The organism is Streptomyces sp. NBC_00386, assembly GCF_036063235.1.
Classification (GTDB): Bacteria; Actinomycetota; Actinomycetes; order Streptomycetales; family Streptomycetaceae; genus Streptomyces.
The window spans coordinates 8,632,612-8,651,827 of record NZ_CP107950.1 but is presented as its reverse complement, the minus strand read 5'-3'; the positions used below and the strand labels follow the sequence as shown (position 1 = coordinate 8,651,827).

14 protein-coding genes are annotated in these 19,216 nt (G+C 71.3%); 1 reads left to right on the top strand and 13 read right to left on the bottom strand.

All coding sequences use genetic code 11. The annotated features are described in order from the left end of the window. Positions 1-95: 95 nt before the first annotated feature. The 6 genes from OG780_RS37860 to OG780_RS37835 form a co-directional block, all read right to left on the bottom strand. Entirely contained in the window at positions 96-2,714 is a 2,619-nt protein-coding gene (locus OG780_RS37860; RefSeq protein ID WP_328455894.1) for a glycoside hydrolase family 78 protein, read from the bottom strand. Beyond that, entirely contained in the window at positions 2,707-3,942 is a 1,236-nt protein-coding gene (locus OG780_RS37855) for a family 1 glycosylhydrolase (RefSeq protein ID WP_328455892.1), read from the bottom strand. Before OG780_RS37855 ends, OG780_RS37860 begins: the two co-directional genes overlap by 8 nt. Before the next feature lie 50 nt (positions 3,943-3,992). Continuing rightward, positions 3,993-4,976: an ABC transporter ATP-binding protein gene (locus tag OG780_RS37850; RefSeq protein ID WP_328455890.1), complete on the bottom strand. Its 984-nt coding sequence runs from the start codon at positions 4,974-4,976 to the stop codon at positions 3,993-3,995. After that, a complete protein-coding gene (locus OG780_RS37845; protein WP_328455888.1) occupies positions 4,973-6,934 on the bottom strand; it encodes a dipeptide/oligopeptide/nickel ABC transporter permease/ATP-binding protein in 1,962 nt (653 codons plus the stop codon). Before OG780_RS37845 ends, OG780_RS37850 begins: the two co-directional genes overlap by 4 nt. Further along, positions 6,931-7,872, bottom strand: coding sequence for an ABC transporter permease (locus OG780_RS37840; RefSeq protein WP_328455886.1), 942 nt, complete (start codon positions 7,870-7,872; stop codon positions 6,931-6,933). The genes OG780_RS37845 and OG780_RS37840 overlap by 4 nt, the downstream gene beginning before the upstream one ends. A 94-nt stretch (positions 7,873-7,966) precedes the next feature. Then, on the bottom strand, positions 7,967-9,508 hold the full coding sequence (locus tag OG780_RS37835) for an ABC transporter substrate-binding protein (RefSeq protein WP_328455884.1): 1,542 nt from the start codon (positions 9,506-9,508) through the stop codon (positions 7,967-7,969). A 129-nt stretch (positions 9,509-9,637) separates the two neighbouring features. Here OG780_RS37835 and OG780_RS37830 point away from each other — a divergent pair, with 129 nt between their 5' ends. Continuing rightward, positions 9,638-10,459 carry an IclR family transcriptional regulator gene (locus OG780_RS37830; RefSeq protein ID WP_328455882.1) on the top strand — a complete coding sequence of 274 codons (822 nt, stop codon included), beginning with the start codon at positions 9,638-9,640 and terminating at the stop codon, positions 10,457-10,459. On the opposite strand, the gene OG780_RS37825 is transcribed toward OG780_RS37830, so the two are convergent. The 7 genes from OG780_RS37825 to OG780_RS37795 all read right to left on the bottom strand — a co-directional run bounded on the left by OG780_RS37825 (position 10,449) and on the right by OG780_RS37795 (position 19,176). After that, on the bottom strand, positions 10,449-13,049 hold the full coding sequence (locus tag OG780_RS37825; RefSeq protein ID WP_328455881.1) for a family 78 glycoside hydrolase catalytic domain: 2,601 nt from the start codon (positions 13,047-13,049) through the stop codon (positions 10,449-10,451). The two genes, OG780_RS37830 and OG780_RS37825, sit on opposite strands and share 11 nt — an antisense overlap. Continuing rightward, a complete protein-coding gene (locus OG780_RS37820; protein WP_328455880.1) occupies positions 13,046-14,008 on the bottom strand; it encodes an alpha/beta hydrolase in 963 nt (320 codons plus the stop codon). The genes OG780_RS37825 and OG780_RS37820 overlap by 4 nt, the downstream gene beginning before the upstream one ends. A gap of 82 nt (positions 14,009-14,090) precedes the next feature. Next, complete coding sequence (locus OG780_RS37815) at positions 14,091-15,572, bottom strand: glycoside hydrolase family 43 protein (protein ID WP_328455879.1); 1,482 nt, start codon at positions 15,570-15,572, stop codon at positions 14,091-14,093. Further along, positions 15,569-16,345: an alpha/beta hydrolase gene (locus OG780_RS37810; RefSeq protein WP_328455878.1), complete on the bottom strand. Its 777-nt coding sequence runs from the start codon at positions 16,343-16,345 to the stop codon at positions 15,569-15,571. The genes OG780_RS37815 and OG780_RS37810 overlap by 4 nt, the downstream gene beginning before the upstream one ends. After that, a complete protein-coding gene (locus OG780_RS37805; protein ID WP_328455877.1) occupies positions 16,342-17,625 on the bottom strand; it encodes an amidohydrolase family protein in 1,284 nt (427 codons plus the stop codon). Before OG780_RS37805 ends, OG780_RS37810 begins: the two co-directional genes overlap by 4 nt. A 1-nt stretch (position 17,626) precedes the next feature. Next, positions 17,627-18,406 carry an SDR family NAD(P)-dependent oxidoreductase gene (locus OG780_RS37800; RefSeq protein WP_328455876.1) on the bottom strand — a complete coding sequence of 260 codons (780 nt, stop codon included), beginning with the start codon at positions 18,404-18,406 and terminating at the stop codon, positions 17,627-17,629. An 11-nt stretch (positions 18,407-18,417) separates the two neighbouring features. Continuing rightward, positions 18,418-19,176 (bottom strand): SDR family NAD(P)-dependent oxidoreductase, encoded by a 759-nt coding sequence (locus OG780_RS37795; protein WP_328455874.1) that lies wholly within the window; start codon positions 19,174-19,176, stop codon positions 18,418-18,420. Positions 19,177-19,216: the final 40 nt, after the last annotated feature.

The following is a 19,216-nucleotide window of genomic DNA, read 5'->3' as shown; positions in this document are numbered from 1 at the left end:
CCAGGAACCGGAAGTCGGCGCGGCCCGGAACGGCGAACGCGCCGATGACTGCGTGTCTGTCACCGCAGCGGCGGCCGGGCCCGCGGCCTTGGCCGTCAGCGTTCTCCCTCGGCGGGCACGCCGTCTAGCGGAAAGGGCGGGGACGGGTGCCATTCGCGGTCGGCCTGCGGGCCCGGGTGCGGCACCACGAAGCGATGCCTGCCGCATTCGATCTCCTTGGGTTCGAGACCCGGCAGGACGACCGTCGCGACCGACCCGGTCGGTACGGTGACGTCGACGCGGAGTTCACCCTCGGCCCGCTCCCACGCGACCTCGGCCAGGCCGTAGGGAGTGCGGTGCGCCGTGCGTGCCCACGAGATCCGCCCCCCGGGTCGCGGCTCGATCCGCAGCGACCGGTACCCCGGCGAGCCGGGCCCGAGCCCGGCGACCACCCGATGCATCCAGTCGGCCACCGCGCCGAAGGCGTAGTGGTTGAACGACGTCATCTCCCCGGGGTTGACCGAACCGTCGGGGAGCATGGAGTCCCAGCGCTCCCAGACCGTGGTGGCCCCCATCGTCACCGGATACAGCCAGGAGGGGCACTCGGTCCGGAGCAGCATCTGGTACGCGTCGTCGATCGCTCCCGCGGACGTGAGGGCGTCGCAGATCACCGGGGTGCCGAGGAAGCCGGTGGCGACTCTGTGGCCCTTCTCCCGCACCAGCCGCACCAGTTGCCGTGCCGCCCGCGCGCGCTGTCCGGCGTCGGGCAGCAAGGCGAACTCGAGTGCCAGGGCGTAACCGGTCTGCCCGGAGTCGGCGATCCGGCCGCCCTGGGTCACGTACTCGTCGTGGAACGCCTGCCGGACCCCGCTCGCGAGCTCGCCGTACTTGGCCGCGTCCGCTTCCTCGCCGATCACCGCGGCGATCCGGGACAGCAGGCCGGCGACGTGCGCACGGTAGGCGGTAGCCACCAGGTGCGCGTCGGTCTCGGCCTGCCAGGGCGCGTCCGGAGGTGCCGCCGGGTCGAGCCAGTCGCCGAGCTGCAACGCCGGCTTGTCGAAGAGGCCGGCCGGCCCCAGCGACGCGGTCACGCCGTCGACCCAGGCCCGCATGCTCGGGTACTGGCGGCGGAGCAGCCCCGCATCGCCGAACCGCTGGTGGAGCACCCAGGGGACGATCACCGCGGCGTCACTCCAGCCGGCCGTCGGAGCCGGCTCCGCGAACGGGCCCGGGAAGTCGATCCGCGGCACGAACAGCGGGACGACGCCCTCCGCGGTCTGGTCCGCGGCGAGATCGGCCAGCCAGGAGGTGAGCAGGCCGGCGCAGTCGAAGAGGTAGGCCGCCGTGGGCGCGAAGACCTGGAGGTCACCGGTCCAGCCCAGGCGCTCGTCACGTTGCGGACAGTCGGTGGGGACGTCGACGAAGTTGCCGCGCATCCCCCACACGACGTTGTCGTGCAGACGGTTGAGCAAAGGGTCGGAGCACTCGAACCAGCCGGTCCGGCGCATGTCCGAGTGGTAGACGACCGCCGTCGCCTCGAGTTCGTCGTAGTCACCGCTCACCTCGGCGTAGCGAAAGCCGTGCAGGGTGAAGGACGGCTCCCAGCGCTCGCCGTCGGCGTCTCCGGCGAGCACGTACCGGTCCGTGGCCGTGGCCGTACGCAGCGGTCGCACCCCGAGTTCGCCGCTCTCGAGCACCTCGGCATGGCGCAGGGTGACGGTCGCGCCGCGTCGGCCGCACACCCGGATGCGGAGTCGTCCCACCAGGTTCTGGCCGAAGTCGAGGACGGTACGGCCCGAGGGAGTGGTGATCGTGTCGACCGGCACGCGCTCCTCGACGGCCCGGACGGGCGGCCCCGACGGAGCCACCAGGGTGGCGGGGTCGCGCTCGCCTCGGTGCACACCACCCCACTCCTGGTCGTCGAATCCGGGAGACGACCAGCCGGGGAGTGCCATCGTCGCGTCGTAGGTCTCGCCCTCGTAGAGATCCGCGGACCGGACCGGCCCGGTCGAGGAGCGCCAGCCCTCGTCGGTGGGGATCACCTGGCGCCGGCCGTCGGCGTAGTCGATCTCGAGCTGGGCGAGCAGGCCCAGCGAGCTGCCGTAGGTGTCGCGCCACCCGGGCACGAACCCGACCCGTCCTCGCCACCAGCCGTCGGCGACCTGCACCCCGATCGCGTTCTCACCGGCGCGCACCTGCCCGGTGACGTCGTAGGTCTGGTAGCGCAGCCGATGGTGGTAGCTGGTCCATCCCGGGGCGAGGGCGTCGTCGCCGACCCGCTCACCGTTGAGTTCGGCCACATAGAGCCCGTGCGCCGTGATGTAGAGGCGGGCGCGGGCGATCTCGCCGTCGGCGACGAAGGAGCGGCGCAGGAGTGCCGCAGGCCCCCGCTCGTCCCCGGCCGGTTCGATCAGCGTGGCCTTCCAGTCGTGGGCGAGGAGACCGCGTTCCACGCCGACCGGGTCGCTCCAGTCGGAGACCTCGCCGTCGGTGCCGATGACGCGGACCCGGACCTCGCGCGCTTCGCGGGACGCCAGCGGCCTCGCGGGCCACGGCACCAGCACGGAGTCGGCCGAGTCGACATGGAAGAACTCGTCGCCGATGGTCAGCTCGTAGGCGGCCTGTCGTCGGCCCTGCTGCTGACTCGCGACCTGCCAGGAGAGCCGCGGGCGGTCCTCCCCGATGCCGAGCGGATCGTCACGATGTTCGAAGCGGACGGCGGAGACCTCATCCACGGCGCAGCTCCGCGACCAGGTCGCCGTAGAGGCCCGCGCTCGGCTTCGGTGTGCGCTCGAAGGTGACGGGGTCGAAGCTGTGCAGCCCGAGCTTGGGCCCGAAGCCGAAGATCCACTCGAAGTTGTCCACAAGAGTCCAGTGGAAGTAGCCGAGCACCGGGACGCCGGCGTCCATCGCCTGCTGCAGCCCTGCCAGCGACGGCTCGATGAAAGCGGCGCGCTTCGTGTCGTCGTCCGTCTGCATGCCGTGCTCGGTGACCAGGACCGGCACGCCGCTCACCGCGTGGGCGTATTCCGCGCAGCTGCCGAGCGACGCCGGGTCGGTGCGGTTCATCACCCCGCCCTCGGCGGGTGTGCCGTCGGGGTTCACCGCACGCTTCGCGTCGTAGTGGTGCCGCTCGTAGTTCTGGACGCCGATGAAGTCGTCCTCGCGAGCGAGCTCGAGCCAGGGCTGGTAGACCTCGGCGCGCTTGCGGTCCCGCAGGGTGGGATCCGGGCCGTGGACGAGGTCGTCCACGATCGCGATCGACAGGCCGACGGGAAGATCCGCGCGACGCGCCTTGATCGCCGCGCGAGCCGCCCGGTGCCCCGCGGCCTGGCCCGCGAGCAGGGCGCCGGACTCCTCGGCGAGCGTGATGTTGGTGAGGCGGTAGCGCTCGACGCCGGCCGCCCGGGTGCAGGCCTCCAGCGTCTCCCGCTCCAGGTCCCGGACGAAGTCGGGCAGCCCGGCCCAGGCGAGCATCGGCGGCAGGTTGGGTTCGTTCATCGTCACCGCCACCTCGATCCGGTCACCGAAGGCCGTCATGATCCGGTCGCAGAACCGGGCGAAGCGTTCCGGGGCTTCGGCGTCCAGCCATCCGCCGCGCGCGGCGAACCAGTGCGGGGCGACGAAGTGGTGGAACGTGACGACCGGCGCCAGACCTCGCTCGACGCAGTGGTCGACGATCGCCTCGTAGTGGGCCAGCGCGGCGGCGGAGAACTCGCCCTCGACGGGTTCGACGCGCGCCCACTCGACGGAGAAGCGGTAGGCGTTGAGGTTCAGGGCGGCGGCCAGGTCGACATCCTCGCGCCACCGTTCCCAGCCGTTGCAGGCCTTGCCCGAGCGCTCTTTGAAGACGGTCGGTGTCACGTTCTCGGCGAACCAGCAGTCGCTGGTCACGTTGTCGCCCTCGGTCTGGTGGCCGGCGCTGGCCACTCCCCAGAGGAAGCCGTCGGGGAACTGGTGCATGGGATCTCCCTAGGTGGTGCGAGGTCAGTGGGTCGCAAGTGGTGCGAGAGTCAGTGGGTCGCGCGAAGCGCGGCGGCCTCGTCGAGGCGGTGGCAGGCCGCGGAGGCGTCACCGGTGCCGGTGAGCGGCGGGCGCTCGGTGCGGCAGAGGTCCCCCGCGAGCGGGCACCGGTTCACGAACGGACAGCCCGTCGGTGCCGCCGCGGCCGTCCCGGCCGCGCCGATGCCCAAGGCTTCGCGCGCGGCGCGACGGAGAGCCTGCTCGGCCGGATGGGGCACGGGTGCGGCCGCGGTCAGCGCCACGGTGTAGGGGTGACGCGGTTCCTGGGTCACCGACTCGACATCGCCCTGCTCCATCACCTGGCCGCGGTAGAGGACCACGACCCGCTGGGAGAGGAACCGGACGACGCCCAGGTCGTGCGCGATGAAGAGCAGGGCGAGTTGTCGCTGGTCACGCAGATCGGCCAGCAGGTTCAGCACATGCGCCTGGGTCGAGAGATCGAGAGCGCTGACCGGCTCGTCGAGCACGATCACCCTCGGGTCGCAGACCAGGGCGCGGGCGATCGCCACGCGCTGACGCTGACCACCGGAGAACTGCGCCGGATAGCGCTCGATCGCATCGCTCGGGAGACCGACCGCCTCGAGCGCCTCCCGGGCCCGCTGCTCCTGCTCCTGCTTCGGCACGCGCAGCACCCGTAGCGGCTCCACCAGGGTCTGGCCGATGGTCTGGGCCGGGTTGAGGGAGGAGTAGGGGTCCTGGAAGACCGCGCGCAGGTCGATCGCGCTGACCCGGCGCTGCCGCAGCGAGGCCGTGGTGATGTCCGTCCCGTTCAGTGCGATCGACCCGGAACTCGCCGCCTGCAGTCCCAGGATCGCCTTGCCGATGGTCGACTTGCCGGAGCCGGACTCACCGACGAGCCCGAGGGTCTCGCCCGGCGCGATGTCGAAGCTGACCCCGTCGACGGCGGGAGGCGTCCTGTGGCGACGCCCGTAGTGGACGACGAGATCCCGCACGCGGAGGGCTGACTGGTTCATCGGACGACTCCGGATTCGTTCGGCGTGGCCGTGCTCGGCGCCAGGGTCAGCGGACGGATGCAGCGCGCGGTACCCGCGCCGTGCGCCGGCGCCGCCGCGATCGGCTCGTGACATTCGGGAGTGGCCAGGGGACACCGGCTCGCGAACCGGCAGCCGGTGGGCCAGTCCTTCGGCGCCGGCACCGTGCCTGGAATCGAGGGCAGCCGGCCCGGGACCGCCTCCCCCTGCGGGATGTGGGGGTTCGCGCTCAGCAGCGCGCTCGTGTAGGGATGCGCGGGCTGGTCCAGGACCTCGGCCACGGTCCCGGACTCGACCACTTGACCGGCGTACATGACGGCGACGTCGTCGCACAGGTCCGCCACCACACCGAGGTCGTGGCTGACCAGGACGACCGACAGGCCGGTGCTGCGCACCAGCGAGCGCAACAGACTGAGGATCTCCGCCTGCACGGTCACGTCCAGAGCGGTGGTCGGCTCGTCGGCGATCAGGAGCTTCGGCGAGCCGGTGAGCGCGAGGGCGATGCATACGCGCTGGGCCATGCCGCCGGACAGTGCGTGAGGGTGGCTGCGCAGGATGCGCTCGGGGTCGACGATCCCGACCTGGGCGAGCAGGTCGAGCGCGATGCGGCGGGCCTCGTCGCGGCCGACCCGGCGGAAGCGGCGGATGGGCTGAGTGAGCTGATGGCCGATGGAGAACATCGGGTCGAGCGCGACCATCGGCTCCTGCGAGATCAGCGCGATGTCCCGCCCGCGGACGGCCTGGTACTGCTTGTCGGAGAGCCCGACCAGATCCCGGCCCTCGAAGAGGACGGAGCCGCCGCTGACCTCGACGCCGTCGGGCAGCAGTCCCAACAGCGACCGTGCGGTCATCGTCTTGCCGCACCCGGACTCGCCGACCAGGCCGAGCACGGTGCCGGACCGGACCGACACCGAGACACCGGTGACCAGTTCCGTGCCCTCCACGACGCCGACGTGCAGATCACGCACCTCGAGCAGGGCTCCATCGGTCCGGGGGGATGCCTCGCCCGCGGCCGGAGCCGCTGCCGGAGGCCGAATCGCTCGCCGCGCGGGGCGGCGGGCGGAGGCGGTCCGCTCCCGCTCACCGGCCAGGGCGTCGGCGATCTGGTTGGCCGCGATCACGGTCAGCGCGAGCACGACACCGGTGGGAACCATCATCCAGGCGTCGTCGTAGATGTGCTGCTGAGCGTCGCCGATGAGGCCGCCCCAGCTCGGCGCCGGTATGGCCGGCCCGTAGCCCATGAAGGCCAGGCCGGCCTCGATCAGGATGCCGAGCGCGAAGAGCTGCGCCGCCTGGACGGCGATCGTGGTCGCCATGCCGGGCAGCACGTGACGCACGTTCACCAGGAGGGAGCCGACGCCGTTCACCTTCGCCGCGTCGACATGGAGGCGGGTGCGCAGCGACTGGGCCAGCGCGAGCAGGATCCGGTACACCGGCGCCGCGAGCAGAAGTCCGAGAACGGCCATGATGGCCCAGACGTGGACCCCCACCGCGCCGACGAAGGCGAGCAGGATCACGGTGGTCGGCAGGGCCAGGAGCAGCTCGGCGACGCGGCTGAAGGTCCCTTCGACCCTGCGACCGTGCTCGGCCGCGAGCAGCGCCATCGGCACGCCGACGCAGAAGGCCACCGCCACGGACAGCAGTGCCGGGCCGATCGAGATCCAGCCACCGGTGACGATCCGGGAGAAGATGTCGCGGCCCAGTTCGTCGGTGCCGAGCCAGTGCCCGCCCGAAGGGCCTGCCAGTGCGTGAGTGAGGTCCTGCTCGCCGACCTGGAACGGCACCCACCAGCGCGCGGTCGCCGAGGCGATCACGATCGCGGCCAGCCATGCGATCGCGAGCACGGTGACGGGGCGGCGCAGCGGGGCCGGCGGTCGGCGCCGGCCTGACGTCGGCTCGGACGCCGCGGGCACCTGGACGGTTTCGGTGAAGGTGTTCACGCGGCACGAACCTTCGGGTCGAGGGCGGCGAGGACGAGGTCGAGGACCAGATTGGTGACGACCACGACCACGGTGGCGATGACGACGACGCCCTGGACCGCGGGGAAGTCGTGGGTGTTGATCGCGCCCTGTGCGGCCTGGCCGAGACCGGGCAGCGCGAAGAGCTGCTCGATGATGACCGAGCCGCCGAAGAGGGCGATGAACTGGATGCCGATCACCGACACCACCGGCGCACCGGCGAAGCGGAGCGCGTGCAGGTAGCGGATCCGCCAGACCGGCGTGCCGAGGGCCCGCAGGGTGCGGATGTGCTCCTGCCGCAGCGCGTCGGCCATGCCGGCCCTGGTCGTGCGCGCGATGATCGCGGCGCCGGTCAGCCCCAGCGCGAGCACCGGGAGAACCAGACTCTGGACGTACTGCGCCGGCGAGGTCATGAACCCGACGTAGCCGGTGGCGGGCAGCAGACGCGCCTTCACCGACAGGACGTACACCAGCAGGATGCCGAGCCAGAACTGCGGCAGGGAGAGCATGATCCCGCTGGTCACCGTGATCAGGCGATCGAGTCTGCCGCGGCGCACCGCCGCCACGACTCCGGCCAGGATCCCCAGGATCGCGCTGAACAGGGTCGCGAAGACGGCCATCGAAGCGGTGACCGGTACGCGCTGCATCAGGTCCGGCCAGATGCCGTGGCCATCGATCAGCGAGACCCCGAGGTCGCTGCGGACCGCGTGTCCGAGCCAGCTCGCGTACTGGGCGACGAGCGGACGGTCCCAGCCGAGCCGGACGTTCTCCGCCGCGATCTGGGCCCTGGTCGCCCCCTCTCCGGCAGTGATGGCTCCTGGGCTGCCGCCGGAGGCGTGCACCAGGAGGAAGCTCAGGACGGAGGCCACCAGGACGGTGACGACACCGAGCCCGACACGACGGGCGACGTAGGTGAACATGGCATGAGTTCCTTTCCGAGATCACGGCACCGGGCACGTTGTCCTGTCGGCCGGCCGGCGGTCCCGAGGACCGCCGGCCGACCGTCGGCAACGGTCAGGCGACCGGCTTGAAAGAGCTCAGCAGCGGGTAGCCGTCGGTGCCGGGATAGGTCGGCGCCTTGAGCACCTTGGCGTTGTAGCCGGCGTACGCGTACTGCTCCGCGACCGGGATCAGCCAGCCCTCGTCGATCAGCGCGCCGTTCAGCTTCTTCAGCGCGGCGGCGTGGTCCGTGCCGGAGGCGTTCGAGGCCGCCCCGAGCGCGGCCCCGATCACCGGGTCCTGCGCCTTGTGCGGGTTCGCGAAGCCGCCCACGAGAACCCCTGCGGTGACGCCGATCTCGTTGCTCATCGTCAGCGGGATGAAGCCGAGCGGCTGGGTGTTGACCGCGGCGAAGAGCTGTCCGGTCGAGGTGGTGACGTCGATCTTCATGTCGACGCCGATCGCCTTGAACTGGTTCTGCAGGAACTCCAGCGCGGCCTGATCGGTCGGGCTGGCGGTGACGGTGAACGAGAACCCGTTCGGGTGGCCGGCCTTCCTCAGCGTCTGCTTCGCCTTGGCGACGTCGTACGCGTACTTGGTGTTCAGCGCGGGGTCGTAGCCGGGCGAGGACTTGGGGAAGGCGTTGGCCGTCGGCTCGGCGCCCTTCGCCACGGTCTTGACGAAGGCGTCCCGGTCGATCGCGTAGCTCAGTGCCCGGCGGACGTCCTTGTCGGCGAACGGCTTCGAGGTGACCCCGGTCTTGTCGAAGACCAGCAGGTCCAGCATCGTGCCGCCGTTCTTGGCCAGCGAGACGCCGTTGGACGCCGCCGTCTGCTCGGTGGACGTGTCGATGAGCGACACGTCCGTCTGCCCGGAGATCTGCGCGTTCAGACGAGCGTTCTTGTCCAGGTACGGCTTGTAGGCGATCGTCCGGAACGGGTAGGTGCCCGTGTTCGTGCCGGGCCGACGGCTCATCGTGTAGCTGCTGCCCTTGACCGCGGCGTTCATCTTGTACGGGCCCGAGCCGTCCGGGCCCTGGTTGAGCAGGCTCGGGTCACTGATCGCCTTAGCTCCGACGATCGCCCCGGGGACGCCCATGAGGTTCGTCTGGAACGACCCCTGCGCGGTGGGGAAGGTGAGCACCACGGTGTCCGCGCTCGGGGCCGTGACGTCCTTGATCTCGGTCGAGCCGCCCTTGGCGAAACCGGAGTAGGCCTGGAGCTTGGAGTTGCTGCGACGGTCGAGGTTGTCCTTGACCAGCTGAGCGGTGAGCTTGGAGCCGTCGGTGAAGGTGACACCGGACTTCAGTTTCAGCGTCATCTGGGTCTTGGCCTTGTTGTAGCTGAAGGTCGAGACGAGCTCGGGGACGGGCTGACCGTCGGTGCCCTCCGCGAAGAGCGACTGGTAGACCGACTCGTAGAAGAGTCGCTGGCCACCGCCGTAGAGCAGCGGGTCGTAGCCCTGCGGTGCCGGGTCGGAGTCGTAGCCGATGGTGAGTGTGGTGCTCGAAGAGCGACCAGCGCTGTTCGTCGAAGAGCCGCACGCCGCCAGAGAGACGGTGGCTACCGCCAGAGCCAGCGTGCTGACTCCCAGACGCTTGAAGGTGAAGCCGGTCATCGAAGCCTCTCGGGTTGTCCAGGTCGGGGTCTTGGCCCGACTTGGGGAGAACAATGAGTGGCGCCAGTCACACAAGTCAGCAATGATTGCCATTGATTGAAACGCGCGCTTAATCGGAAGGTGTTATTCGTGAGCGAGACGGCTGCCGCCCCGGCCCCACGCCGGGGCAAGCGCCCACCGCAGGGAGAACCCGTCATCGACCGGGCGCTGTCGCTGCTCGACGCGTTCGACGTGACGCGGCGGCATCTGACGTTGCGCGAGCTGAGCGTGCTGACCTCCATTCCGGTCAGCACGACGTTGCGGCTGGCCAACCGGCTGCTCGACTGGGGTGCTCTCGAGCGGGACGAAGCCGGCCGGTACTCGATCGGCCTGCGGCTGCTGGAGGTCGCCTCACTCGCCCCGCGCGGTCACGGTCTGCGCCAGACGGCTCTGCCCTTCATGAGCGACCTGGGAGCGGTCACGCATCAGCACGTGCAACTCGCGGTCCGCGACGGTCTTGAGGCGACGCTGGTCGAGCGTCTCTCGGCGCACCGAGCGGTCCAGGTGCGGTACCGGGTCGGCGGCAAGATGCCCCTGCACGCGACCGGCATGGGGCTGGCGCTCCTCGCCTTCGCACCGGCCGAGGTGCAGGACGAACTGCTCGCGCGGCCGCTGCACAGCGAGCCGGACAAGGTGTTGATCCCGGCCGCGGCGATGCGGCGCACGCTCGCCGAGGTGCGCAGGGAGCGGGTGGCCATCTTCCGTCGTACCGAGCTGGAGACGCTGGTGGCGGTGGCGGCGCCGATCTTCGACGAGCGCGACGAGGCCGTCGCCGCGATCGGCGTGCTGCTCCCCGAACGGGAGGCGCAGCCACGCCGGCTCACCTACGCGGTGAGAATCGCCGCGCAGGGCATCTCGCGCGCCCTCGGCGCCCCCAGCGCGGCCTTGCCGGCGGCGGCACTCAGGACGTGAAGGTGTGCCGGCCGGGGCCGACCACGTCCGCTTCGCCGTTCGGCAGGACGACCTCGGCGGTCGTCCCCGGGGGCACGACGACCTCGAGAAGCAGCCGGCCACCTGTGAGCTGCCACGCAGACTCGATGCGTCCATGGGGCGACTCGAGCGCCGCGGAGGCCGCGGTGAGACCGCCGCCCGGAAGCGGGGCCACCCGGAAGCGGCGGTAGGCCGGATCGAGGGGCCGCAGCCCCGCGGTGTGACGGTGGAGGAAGCTGATCACCGCCCCCTTCGAGTAGTGGTTGAGCGACTCGTGGGGCGTGCCGTCGTCCGCGATCCCGTTCCAGCGCTCCCAGACCGTGGTCGCACCGCGATCGATCATGTGCAGCCAGGACGGCGGACCGTCCTGGAACAGGAGCTCGTAGGCAAGATCCGCCTGGCCGTGTTCGGCCAGCACCGGCAGGAGGAAGGGCGTCGCCAGGAAGCCGGTGCCGACATGGGTGCCCGCGGCCCGGACGAGGCAGACGAGCTGCGCCACGACGTTCGGCACGGCCTCCTCCGGGACGAGCCCGAAGGTCAGGGCCCGCACGAGGTTGGCCTGGGTGGCCGGGCGCACCGTGCCGTCGGCGGCGAGGAACTCGGTGCGCCAGGCGGCGGTGACGCGGTCGGCGAGCTCGGCGTACCGTGCCGACTCCGCCGGCTTGTCGAGCACCTCGGCGATACGGGCCATCAGCCCCGCCGAATGCGCGAAGTACGCCGTGGCGACATCGCTCTTGTCGGCGGCGACGAAGGCGCCGAAGTCGCCGACCTCGTTGCCCGGCTCCAGCCACTCACCCCAGTGGAAGCCCGTGTCCCACAGGTAGCGCTCGTGCGGCGCCTCGGGGCCGGTGCGCCCTGGGTGCCGGCCGGCGGCGGCCATCCGCTCGGCACGGCCGACCCAGCGCACCATGTTCGGCCACAGATCGGCCAGGATCCGCTCGTCGCCGTACGCGCGGTAGAGCTCCCAGGGCACGATGACGACGGCGTCACCCCAGCCGGCCGAACCCTGCAACGGCGCGGTGGGACCGTTCGGGCCCTCTGCCGGGCCGTGCGGCGAGATGTTGGCGATGGTGCCGTCGGGCCATTGCTCGATCGCGACGTCGCCCAGCCATTTGGCCGAGAATCCGGCGACGTCGTACAGGAACGCGGCCGTCGGCGCGTAGAGCTGCCAGTCTCCGGTCCACCCCGCCCGCTCCCGGTGGGGACAGTCGGTGGGGATGTCGCAGGCGTTGTCGCGGAAGCTCCACACGGCGGCCTCGTGGAGCCGGTTGATCCGCTCGTCGCTGCACGAGAACCATCCGGTGCGGCGCAGATCGCTGTGCACCACGACGCCCGTGACGTCCTCCGGCGTCAGATCGTCGGGATGGCCTTCGATGGTGACGTACCGGAAGCCGTGGGTGGTGTGCCGCGGCTCGAAGACGTCACCGGGCCGGCCGGCGGAGATGACGCGGTCGACCTGCCCGGCGGGAAGCGGCGCGGGCAGGAACGGCACCGCGGGTCTGAGGTGGTCGGTGGTGAGATCGCCCTTCGGATCGAGCGCCTCACCGTGTACGAGCGTCACCTCGCCGCCCGCCGGGCCGAGGTTGCCCAGACGGACCCAGCCGTTGATGTTCTGGCCCAGGTCGACCAGTTGCCGGTCGTCGCCCCGTCGTACCACCGACCTCGGCCGTAGCTCTTCGATGCGACGCGTCGGTGGCGCCGGCGACCAGAACAGCGTGTCGTAGCCCAGGCCGGCCGGCTCCACGGGGCGCCATCCGGCCGCGTCGGTGGCACGCCGGTCGTCGGACACGCCGTCGATCAGGTCGGCGCGGACGAGGCTCGACGGCCGTGACTCCCAGTCCGCGTCGGTACCGAACACCTCGGTGGTGCCGTCGGCGTACTCCACGTGCAACTGCGCGAGGAACGCCGTGCGTTCACCCCACTGATCGACCGCACGGAAGATCCCGACCTGACCGCGGAACCAGCCGTCGCTGAGCAGCGCCGTCCAGGTGACCGGCCCCGGCCGGAGCAGCGGGGTGGCGTCGTAGGCCTGAACCGGCACCCGGGCGGAGTAGTGCGTGTACCCGGGGGTCAGCTCGAGATCGCCGACCCGGACCCCGTCGAGGAAGGTCTCGTAGAGACCGTGCGCCGTCGCGTAGAGCCGGGCGCGGCGTACCGGCCCCCGGACGACCAGGCGACCGCGCAGCTCGTACGCGGGGCGCGGGGCCTTGGGGAGCGGGTCCGGTTCGCCGGGCCGGATCCACGAAGCGGTCCAGTCGCCGGCGGCGAGCAGGCCCGTCTCGAAGCTCGCCGCGGCCGACCAGCCGGACTCCCCTCGATCGGTCCGCACCCGCACCCGCCAGCTCACCGGCTGCGCCGACCCGACCGGATCGAACGGCCATGCCTCAAGGACGGTCCCGGCGGACTCGACCCAGTCCGAGTCGTGCACCGCACCACCGAACTCCGCCCGGATCCGGTACGCCGTCTGCGCGCGCGTGCCCTCCGGGAGCCGCCAGGACAGCCGGGGCGCGGGTTCACCGAGCCCGAGCGGAGAACCGAGGTGCTCGACGGCCGGTGTGGTCGGCGCGCTCATGCGTCGAGGGGCACGGGCCGGCCGACCGTGGCCGCGATCAGGTCCAGCGCTGCGGCGGTCGGCCCCAACGTGGCCGGGAGATTGAGGTAGCCGTGCATCATCGAGCGCACCATCACCTGGCGCACGTCCACGCCCGCGGCCGCGAGCGCCGCCGCGAAGGCCTCTCCGGAGACCCTCAGGTCGTCGTACTCGGCGTTGAGCACCAGCGTCGGGCACATCCCCCGCAGGTCGGCCAGGATCGGGAAGGCGTATCCGTCGGCCTTGCTGAGCGGGCCACCGAGGTAGTTCTGATTGAGGAAGCCGTGCGCCTCCGGCGGGAAGTGGAACACCTGGGGCACGTGGCTCATCAGCTCGGCCAGCTCGGGACCGAGCGGCGGGAGCACCGCGTGGGCGACGCCGTAGGCGAAGATCAGGTGGGCGGGGGGCAGGCGGTCCTCGTCGCGCAGCTTCAGGGCGGCTCCCGCGGCGAGGTTGGCGCCGGCGCTGGCCCCGCCGACCGAGATCCACTCGGGATCGACACCCAGATCGGCCGCGTTCTCGCGGACCCAGCGCACCACGGCCACGACGTCGTCGTGGGGCACGGGGTAGTGCACGCCGTTCTGACACAGCCTGTAGTCGACCGAGACCACGACCGCGTCGGCACGCTGCGCCACCTCCCGCGAGGTCCAGTCCGCCTCGGGCATGTCCAGGTCGCCCATCATGAAGGCGCCGCCGTGCATCCACACGAGTGCGGGGCGCCCGGTCGTTCCTGGACGCTCGCCGTAGACCCGTACCGGCACCGGACCGTGCGGCCCGGGCGCCTGTGCCGCGCGAACCGCGACGTCGGGGACTTCGTAGTCCGGCCAGGACTCGAACGCGACCCGCCGCTCGGCGTACTGCGGGTCCTCGAAGAAGGCTTGCATGCTGGGAACACCCTCGATGTGCGCGAAGCGCTGGAGGGTCTCAGGATGAATCGGCATGCGTCGCAGCGTTCCGGTCGCGCTGATCCACGTCACCTGGCCGCTCCATTGAATGGAACGCCAGGACCGACTGAACGGAACGTCAGGACCGGCCCGAGTACCGGAGCCGGCGGACCCGGACCGCGCCCTCGGTCGCGAACGGCCCGACGACCCGGCCCGTGAACGCCTTGGCGGTCTCGAAGCACCAGTGCCGGCCGTCCAGTTCGGCAAGCGTCACGTCGTCGTCCGCCACCCGGGCGGTCAACCGGATCCGGTCGCCCCCGACCGCACCGGCGGAGAAGTCGGAGGGCGGCGGCGCCGACGCGATGGTGAGCTCGACGTCTCCGCACGGCAGGGTGGCGTGCCAGGTCCGGTCGAATCCCGCCACCACCACCCGCGCCTCGACCTCGACCCCGGTCGCGGTGGCCCGGGCCTCCAGGGCCACCAGGTTGTCCTCCGCGTTGCGGAAGGCGAGGCCCCCGCGCCCCCCGCGCCCCTCCCGGACGTCGAAGACGGCGCTCACCACGGCGCCCAGATGCCGCTGCCGACGCCCGACGAAGGCCGGTCGCGGGCCGTCCAGCCCGGTGTGACCGGAAGTGCGCCGGATGAGGAGACCGTCGGGCGTGGGAGTGGCGACCGCGCCCGGCAACTGGCGTACGGCGATCCAGACCGGGTCGGTCAGCGCGTCCGGCGCGCCGAGGTCGTAGGTGACCTCCTCGTCCGGCGCCGGAGGCAACTCGGTCAGCCGCGCGCTCGGCCAGTCGTCGGCCCAGTCGACGTCGGCCAGGAAGGTCTCGCGGCCGAGGGGCGAGAACGACTGCCCCAGCCCCACCGGCCGGACCCCGAGGCAGACGAGCGCCGTCCCCGAGTCGGTCTCGACGAGGTCGGCGTGGCCGAGGTTCTGCTCCGGCCGGCCGGTGCCGGCGGCGGTGAGGACCGGATTCCCCGGGCAGCTCTCGAACGGTCCGTCCGGCCTTCGGGCGCGGGCCACCGTGACGGCGTGGCCGCGGTCCGTGCCCCCTTCGGCCACCACCAGGTACCACCATGCGCCACGGCGGTAGAGGTGCGGGCCCTCGGGGGAACAGCCGCCGCTGCCGGCCCAGACCGGCCGGGGCGTGTCGATGGCCCGGCCGGTCGTCAGGTCGACGCGGACCTGCTGGATCGGGTCGGGATGGCGGGCGAACGTGATGATCGCGGTGCCGTCGTCGTCCCAGGCGAGATCGGGGTCGATCCCGTCGACGGCGGGGATGCTCACGCCGTCGCTCCACGGCCCGGCCGGATCGGTCGCCGTGAAGACGACGCAGCCCCGGCCGCCGAGGAAGACGGTGACGACGAGGTGGAAGAGGCCGTCGCGGTGGCGCAGTGTCGGGGCCCAGACTCCGCCGGGCGTCGGGATTTGATCGAGCTCGACCTGCTCCGGCCTGGTCGCCACATGACCGATCTGACGCCAGTCCCGCAGATCGGTGCTGTGGTAGACCGGCAGCCCCGGCAGGTATTCGAACGACGAGGTGACGAGGTAGTAGTCGTCACCGACCCGCACCACGCTGGGGTCCGGGTTGAACCCCGGGATCAGCGGACGGGTCATGACGTGACGAGCTTCTGCAAGAAGGCGAGCGACTGCTCTTGCAGGGCGGTCACGTCCGCGGCGCCGTCCCAGAAGTGGCTCGCGCCGGGCACGAGCACCAACTGCGCGGACCCTCCCGCCGCGGTCAGGGCCGCGGCGAAGTCGACGCTCTGCGCGGTCGGCACCATCGTGTCGCTGTCGCCGTGCATGACCAGTACGGGCGGCGCGTCGGCACGCACGTGGTGGATCGGGCTGGCCTCGCGGGCGAGGTCCAGGACCTTCGCGGCCGGCGCTCCCAGGAAGAACGCCTCACGTGTCAGGGGATCGGCGGGGTCGGGCATGGCGGTCAGGTCGGTGACCGGGAACCACGCGACCGTTCCGGCCACGGCGGAGCCGGTCAGCGCGGCCAGCAGAGCGAGGTGCCCGCCGGCGGAGTCGCCCCAGAGGAACACCTGCCCCGCGCCGACCCCGTGGGGCGTCATGACCTCGGCCACGGCCGCGACCGCGGCGCGAACGTCGTCGGCCGCGGCCGGGTAGGTCGCCTCGCCGCTGAGCCGGTAGTCGATCGCCGCCACCGCGAAACCCGCCCGCACCATCGCGGGGTAGAAGTCCTCACCCAGGCGCGGCAGCGGATGACGACGCGAACCGCGTCGCCACCCACCGCCGTGCACGTGGACGATGACCGGCACCTCGACAGTGCCCGCCGCGGATACCGCGTCGGGCAGGTACAGGTCGAGCTCCAGCGGGCGGAAGCCCGGGATCACGGCGTACTCGACGTCGTCGAACCGCCTCATGCAGCACCGCGCGTGAGCTGCTCGGCGCCCTTGTGGAACCGGCCGCCCTGCACGATGGCGACGAGGTTCCCGGCGTCCTGCAGCACGGTCACGTCATTCGTCGGGTCGCCGTCCACGACGAGGATGTCGGCCAGGTACTCCGGCGCCAGGAGGCCGACCGGGAGGTCGAGGACCTGACCTCCGTGGAAGGTTGCCGCCTTGAGTGCCTCCAGCGGGCTGTAACCGAAGAGCTCGACGAAGAGTTCGAGGTCGCGGGCGTTGCGGCCTATCGGGTTGTTGGGGAAGCCGTAGTCGCCGCCCGGCAGCACGCGCAGTCCGCGCCTGCGGAGCTCGGGGTAGAGCTTCGTCATCGCGTCGAGCGCCTTCACCGAGCCCATCTTCCGGGCCATCGCGGTGTCGATGCCGAACTCCTCGCCTTCGTGGACGTTGGCCCACATGATGCCGACGGCGGGCGAGAGGAAGACCGAGTCCTTCGCCTCTTCGAGGAGGTCGATCGCCTCCTGGTCGGCGTAGGAGCAGTGATAGATCGAGCGGAAGCCGCTGGTGACCGCCCGCTTGATCGACTCGGGATTCTGGGCGTGGCAGTTGAGCCAGACACCGGACTCGCGCGCCTGCCGGCCGGCGGCCTGTGCCTCCTCGGCGCTGTACTGGGTCACCATCGACCCGCCCTCGAAGAAGACGTCGTCGTTGCTCATCAGCAGCTTGACGCTGTCGAAGCCGATCGCGGCCTGCTCGCGTATGAACGCGCGCACCGCGTCCGGCCCCGTCTTCTGCTCGCGGGGGCCGTCGGGGCCCATCTGCACCGGGTTGTTGTCGCGCTCGAACGACGCGGCGCGCATCCGGGGTCCCACCGCGGCGCCGGCCTTGATCTGGTCGCGGAGGATCACCTCGGTCGGTACGGGGGTCAGCGAGCCGGCCGAGTAGGCGCTGGTGAAGCCCTGGTCGAGCAGGATGCGCGCGTTGCGCTTCGCGATCTCGAGGTGCTCGTCCGGCGTCGGCATGTGGTGGAAGAAGCTGACGTCCAGCGGCGGGTTGAAGGAGGTGTCGAGGTGACCGACCGCCGAGGGGAAGGTCAGATGGCAGTGCGACTCGGTCATGCCCGGCATGACCGTCCTGCCGGTGCAGTCCACGACCTGGTCGCCCGGTCGCCTCTCCACGCCACCGCCGACGACGACCGCCTCGATCGTCTCGCCGCGGACGACCACATCGGCGCGGACGGCCGGGGTGCCCGAGCCGTCGAAGACGTTGCCGTCGACGAAGAGGATGCGCTGATCGGACATGTCAGGCTCCGATCATGTTGTAGCCGCCGTCGGCGACGAAGTAGCTGCCGGTGATGTGCTGGGCGTCCGCGGTCGCGAGGAGGAGCGCCGTGCCGGCGATCTCCTCGGGCTTCGGGATGTGGTGCATCGGGGTCATCTCCCGCAGCTTCTCGCCGCGTCCGTTCTTGTAGTCCTCACGGTTGAGCATGCGTTCGGTCTCCATGAATCCGGGCGCGAAGGTGTTCACCCGGACCTTGGGCGCGAACGCCTGGGCGTAGGACTTGGTGATGCCGAGGATGCCGTACTTCGCGGCAGCGTACTGCGGTGCCCTTGCACTGCCGCGGACGACGACCGTGGAGCCCACGTTGACGATCGAGCCGCCGCCGGGCTGCTCCAGCATCCGGGAGCCGAACTCGTGGGTGCACACCAAGGTGCCCTTGAGGTCGACGGCGAGTGTGTGGTCGACCGCCTCTTCGGTGATCTCACGCCACGACATCTGGTCACTGGCCATGTCGCCGACGTTGTTGATCGCCACGTCGACCCGGCCGAAGTGGCCCCACACCTCGTCGGCCATGCGCGTGATCTGCGCCCATTCGACGATGTCGGCCTGGACGAGGAAGGCCTTGCGCCCCTCGGCCTCGACCCGGTCGGCCGTACGGCGTGCGCCAGCCTGCGAGCTGCGGTAATGGATCGCGACGTCGGCACCCTCCTGGGCCGCCCGGACGGCGATCTCGGCGCCGAGGCCGGTGCCGGCACCGGTGACCAGGACGACCTTGTCGGTGAATCGCTGCGGAAGATTCATGGGTCTGCCTTTCAGACGAGGGTGCGACCGCCGTCGACGTACATGACGTGGCCCGTCACGAACGCGGACTGCGTGGAGCAGAGGAAGAGCAGGGGTGCGACGACGTCGTCGGCGGTGCCGAGCCGGCCGGCCGGAACGAGGCCGACCATGCCGTCGCGTATGCCGGGCTTGTCGAGGTAGGCGCGCGTCAGATCGGTCTCGGTGTAACCGGGTGCGACGGCGTTGACCGTGACGCCGTGCGGCGCCCATTCGCGAGCCATGACGCGGCAGAGCTGGTTGATACCGCCTTTGGTGGCGGCGTACGGAGCGTGGTTGGCGTGCGCCAGCAGTCCGGAGACCGAGGACAGCAGGACGATCCGGCCGTAGCCGCCGGACACCATCCGGGCGCCGGCCGCCTGGGCGCTCCACACGGCGCTCTTGAGGTTGACGTCGATGATCCGCTCCCAGACGTCGTCGGGCGTCTCGAGCACCGGGCGCCGGTCGTTGATGCCGACCGCGTGCACGAAGACGTCGAGGCCGCCCATCGTCTCGGCGCTCTCGTCGACCGCGGAACGAGCGCTCCGCGGGTCGGTGAGGTCGGCCGCACGGGTCGCGATCGAGAGTCCGGCCTCCACGGCCTGCTTGGCGAGGGCGGCGAGTCGCTCCTCGTCGACGTCCATGACGGTCACGCGGGCACCGTGCCGGGCCAGGCCGAGGGCCGCAGCCGCGCCGATGCCGCCGGCACCGGCCACCAGGGCCGCGCGATGATCGAGTCCGAGCCAGTCATCCATGCGAGGGATGAAAGGCGATGGTGTGTGATCCGCACTACGT